The following is a 3,339-nucleotide window of genomic DNA, read 5'->3' as shown; positions in this document are numbered from 1 at the left end:
TGCGTGGTGCTGGGCATCATCATCGGCGTGGCCATCACCTGGCAGACCCTGCGCGGGGCCATCATGGCCAACATCAAGGAGTTCGCCTCGCTGCGCGCCCTGGGCGTCGGCATGGGAAGCCTGCGCCGCATCGTCATGGAGTTGAGCTTCTGGGTAGGGGTGGTCGGCGTCGCCGCCGCCATCGGCCTGACCTGGCTGCTGTCCCTGTTCGCCATGTCCAAGGCGGTCATCATCGCCCTGCCCCTGCCCCTGCTGATCGTGGTGGGCGGCGGTCTGATAGCCATCGCCATGGTGTCGGGCCTGCTGTCGATGGGCATCCTGAAGAAGAGCCAACCTGCGGACCTGCTGCGATGAACATGCATACGAAAGTTCAAGGCAAGCATGGCGAATTCGCCATCGAGGCCAAGGGTCTGGTCAAGCGGTTCAAGTCCGGCAAGAACTACGTCGAGGTGCTGAAGGGCGTGAACTTCGACGCTCGCCACGGCGACCTGACCATGGTCATGGGACCGTCCGGTTCGGGCAAGTCGACCCTGATCGCCGCCCTGTCCGGCCTGCTGCGTCCCGAGGAAGGCCGCGTGGACGCCCTGGATGTCGACGACATGTGGAAGCTGTCGTCGGGCCGGATCGACAAGTTCCGTCTGGATCACTGCGGCTTCATCTTCCAGGGCTTCAACCTGTTCCCGGCGCTCAGCGCCCTGCAGCAGGTGACGACGGTGCTGAAATTCCAGGGCCTGACCCCGGATCAGGCGAAGAAGCGCGCCACCCTGGCCCTGGAGGAGGTCGGCCTGGGCCATCGCCTGCATCAGCGCCCGGCGGCCCTGTCCGGCGGCGAGAAGCAGCGCGTCGCCATCGCCCGCGCCCTGGCCAAGGACCCGCAGATCCTGTTCGCCGACGAACCGACCTCGGCCCTGGACGGCGAGAACGGCCAGGTGGTCATTCGTCTGCTGCGCCGGGCCGCCACCGAGCACGGCGCAGCGGTCATCTGCGTGACCCACGACCCGCGCCTGGAGGCCTGGGCCGACCGGGTCATCCACATCGAAGACGGCGTGATCATCGACGACCAGCGCCGCATCCCCAATCCCGACGCCGTTCTGGCCTCGCACTAGACACCGATCCTCAAGGACGTCTCACATGCCCGCTTTCCTGAAAAACAAATGGCTCTGGATCGGCCTCGTGCTGCTGATCGTGCTCGTCGTCGGCTTCAGCATGGTCCAGAAGGCCAATGCGGCGAAGAAGGCCGAGGCCGCCGCCGCCGCCGAGAAGAAGGTCGAGAGCCCCTATGCGGCCATCGCCAACGGCAAGGTCGACATCGAGGGCGGCATCATCCAGATCGCGGCGCGCCGCGGCGGCGTGGTGCGTGAAGTCCTGGTGCAGGAAGGCGACCGCGTCGTCGCCGGGCAGATCCTGGCCCGTCAGGAAGACGACGAACCGCGCCTGGCCCTGCAGACGGCCGCCGCCAACCTGTCGGAAGCCGAGAGCCAGCTGCGCCTGATCAACGTCGACATCGCCACGGCTCAGCGCGAGTACGACCGCCTGGCGCGGCTGAAGGACAGCAACTTCGTCGCCGCCCAGAAGCTGGATCAGGCCCGCGACGCCATCGCCCAGGCCCAGGCCCGCCTCGGCTCGGCCCAGTCGGCCGTCCAGACCGCCCGCGCCCGCCGCGACCAGGCCGCCTATGACGTCGAACTGACCGTCATCCGCTCGCCCGCCGAGGGCCGCATCGTGCGCCGCTACGCCAACCCCGGCGCCGGCGCCTCGACCCTGAACGTGTCCAACATGTTCGATCTGGAGCCCGACGCCCCGCGCATCGCCCGCGCCGAAATCGTCGAGGCCGACATTCCGAACATCACCGCCGATCAGGCCGTCGAGATCACCCCGGAAGGCGACCCGAGCAAGGTCTATGTCGGCAAGGTCCTGCGCCGCGCCGCCGTCTTCGGCGCCCGCAAGCTGGCCTCGGACGACCCGTCGCAGCGCACCGACGAGCGCGTGGTCGAGGTGGTCGTGGCCGTCAACGACGCCCCGCTGCTGATCGGCCAGCGCGTCCTGGTCAAGTTCATGAAGCCGGGCCAGACGGCCGGCGCCAAACGCACTGCCAATGTCGCCGGCGTCCCCGCCAACCGCTCGATGCAGACGCCGGCCCGCCGCTAAGGGTCAGCACGATCGGAAACGGAAAAGGGGCCTCGCGAGGGGCCCCTTTCTTATTGTCCGGTCAGTTCCCGGTGAAATCGCCGGGCCGCTTTTCCAGCACGGCCGTCACGCCCTCGATATGGTCCTCGGTCAGATGGGCCAGGGCCTGCATGGCGGCCGACAGCTCCAGCATCTGATCGAAATTCATGTCGCGGCCCTGGCGCAGCAGGCTCTTGGCCATGCGCAGGGCCTGGGGCGGCTGGGCGGCGATCTGGTTGGCCGTGGTCATGGCCTCGTCCATCAGGGTCTCGTGCGGCACCACGCGGTTGACCAGGCCCCACTGGTCGGCCGTCTCGGCGTCGATCGAGCGGGCGGTGAACAGCATCTCGGCGGCGCGGACATAGCCCACGTTGCGCGGCAGCAGCCAGGAGCCGCCGTCGCCGGGGATGATGCCCAGCTTCATGAAGGGCACGCCGAAGCTGGCGCGGTCCGAGGCGATGCGGATGTCGCCGAGCCCGGCGATGTCGCAGCCCAGCCCCATGGCCGGACCGTTGACGGCGGCGATCAGCGGAACCTCCAGCCCGTAGAGCGAGCGCACGATGCGGTGAACCACCCGGCGATAGCGTTCGCGGATGGCCGCGCCCGAACCTTCGAACAGGTCGGCGCGGGCCTTCATCGCCTTGAGGTCGCCGCCCGCCGAAAAGGCCCGGCCCGCGCCGGTCATGACCACGCAGCGGATCGTCGGATCGGCATTGACGGTCTCGCAGGCGGCGGCGAAGGCCTCGCCGTCCTCCAGGTCCGGCAGGGCGTTCAGCCGGTCGGGCCGGGTCAGGGTCCAGACCATGACCGCGCCGCGGCGCTCCTCGACGATCAGACCCATGACGACGCTCCTCTTGATGATGCAGCCGGTTTCAGCGGGGCGGCGCGCCAAGGCAAGCGGAATTGAAAAACCCCGGTCGTTCTGACCGGGGTTGCGGTTGGATCAACGCTTCCTCGCGACTACGCGCGCGGCCGTTTGATCGTTATGGGCACGAAGTTCGAGGGATGACTGACCGCGCGGTTGTTCGCGGGGTTCATCTGCTTCGTGTTGACCAGCATCCCGCCCCAGAGGGCGAAGGACATCATGGCGTGCTGGAGGTTGCGCTCCTTGTCGTTCATTTTTGGCGTCTCCTTTCGCTGAACGATGAAAGAAGACGCGTCGTGCTTTTCGGG

The 3,339-nt window shown here is 67.8% G+C and carries 5 protein-coding genes; 3 read left to right on the top strand and 2 right to left on the bottom strand.

Annotated features, from left to right (window positions below; genetic code table 11):
- The 3 genes from VGE49_RS03540 to VGE49_RS03530 all read left to right on the top strand — a co-directional run.
- The coding region (locus VGE49_RS03540) for an ABC transporter permease (RefSeq protein WP_331033202.1) at window positions 1–354 on the top strand (354 nt) is incomplete at its 5' end.
- Window positions 351–1,106 carry an ABC transporter ATP-binding protein gene (locus tag VGE49_RS03535; RefSeq protein ID WP_331033201.1) on the top strand — a complete coding sequence of 252 codons (756 nt, stop codon included), beginning with the start codon at window positions 351–353 and terminating at the stop codon, window positions 1,104–1,106. The genes VGE49_RS03540 and VGE49_RS03535, both read left to right, overlap by 4 nt.
- 25 nt (window positions 1,107–1,131) lie before the next feature.
- The gene (locus VGE49_RS03530) at window positions 1,132–2,148 is read left to right on the top strand and encodes an efflux RND transporter periplasmic adaptor subunit (RefSeq protein ID WP_331033200.1); all 1,017 of its coding nucleotides are present in this window, start codon (window positions 1,132–1,134) and stop codon (window positions 2,146–2,148) included.
- A 61-nt stretch (window positions 2,149–2,209) separates the two neighbouring features.
- On the opposite strand, the gene VGE49_RS03525 is transcribed toward VGE49_RS03530, so the two are convergent.
- Together VGE49_RS03525 and VGE49_RS03520 are read right to left on the bottom strand one after the other, a co-directional pair.
- Entirely contained in the window at window positions 2,210–3,007 is a 798-nt protein-coding gene (locus VGE49_RS03525; protein ID WP_331033199.1) for a crotonase/enoyl-CoA hydratase family protein, read from the bottom strand.
- A 119-nt stretch (window positions 3,008–3,126) separates the two neighbouring features.
- Window positions 3,127–3,339: hypothetical protein (locus tag VGE49_RS03520; protein WP_331033198.1), on the bottom strand; the 213-nt coding region annotated here is incomplete at its 5' end.

The sequence above is a fragment of the Brevundimonas sp. genome (assembly GCF_036405315.1).
Lineage (GTDB): Bacteria > Pseudomonadota > Alphaproteobacteria > Caulobacterales > Caulobacteraceae > Brevundimonas.
Note: the sequence above shows the minus strand (reverse complement) of the source record. Positions and strands in the feature narration are given on the sequence as shown.

Bases quoted from the DNA above. Each gene is read 5' to 3' on its own strand.
- VGE49_RS03530 (WP_331033200.1), top strand. From the start codon at position 1,132: ATGCCCGCTTTCCTGAAAAACAAATGGCTCTGGATCGGCCTCGTGCTG.
- VGE49_RS03535 (WP_331033201.1), top strand. From the start codon at position 351: ATGAACATGCATACGAAAGTTCAAGGCAAGCATGGCGAATTCGCCATC.
- VGE49_RS03525 (WP_331033199.1), bottom strand. From the start codon at position 3,007: ATGGGTCTGATCGTCGAGGAGCGCCGCGGCGCGGTCATGGTCTGGACC.